At 67.0% G+C, this 300-nt stretch carries 1 pseudogene; it reads right to left on the bottom strand.

What is annotated here, in order from left to right:
• Positions 1 to 193: pseudogene (locus tag EN852_RS38945) on the bottom strand (glycosyltransferase family 1 protein); the annotation flags it as partial.
• Positions 194 to 300 lie beyond the last annotated feature (107 nt).

Raw genomic sequence — 300 nt, 5'->3', positions numbered from 1 at the left:
CGACATGGCCGGGCGTGGTCAGCGCCAGGCAGATGTCGGGGTAGGTCGGCAAGGGCAGGGTGCGGAAGATGTTCGGGGTCAGGAACTCGACCGCGACGTCGAAGGACTTCAGAGTCTCGGTGAGCCGCTCCAGCGTGTGGACGACGCCGTTGACTTGCGGGCGCCAGGCGTCGGTGACCATCAATATGCGCATGGCGGCCCTTTGCTTCGGAGGTCTGCGGTTGCCTTGAAACGATACCGGAACGGCGACCATGCGGCCGCCCTCGCTTCGCTCCAGCGCACCCTGGCGGGCACGGGGTC

Origin of the sequence: Mesorhizobium sp. M2E.F.Ca.ET.209.01.1.1 (assembly GCF_004010375.2) — a bacterium.
Classification (GTDB): Bacteria; Pseudomonadota; Alphaproteobacteria; order Rhizobiales; family Rhizobiaceae; genus Mesorhizobium.
The sequence above is the reverse complement of the archived record's forward strand: the minus strand, read 5'-3'. Positions and strand labels throughout refer to the sequence as shown.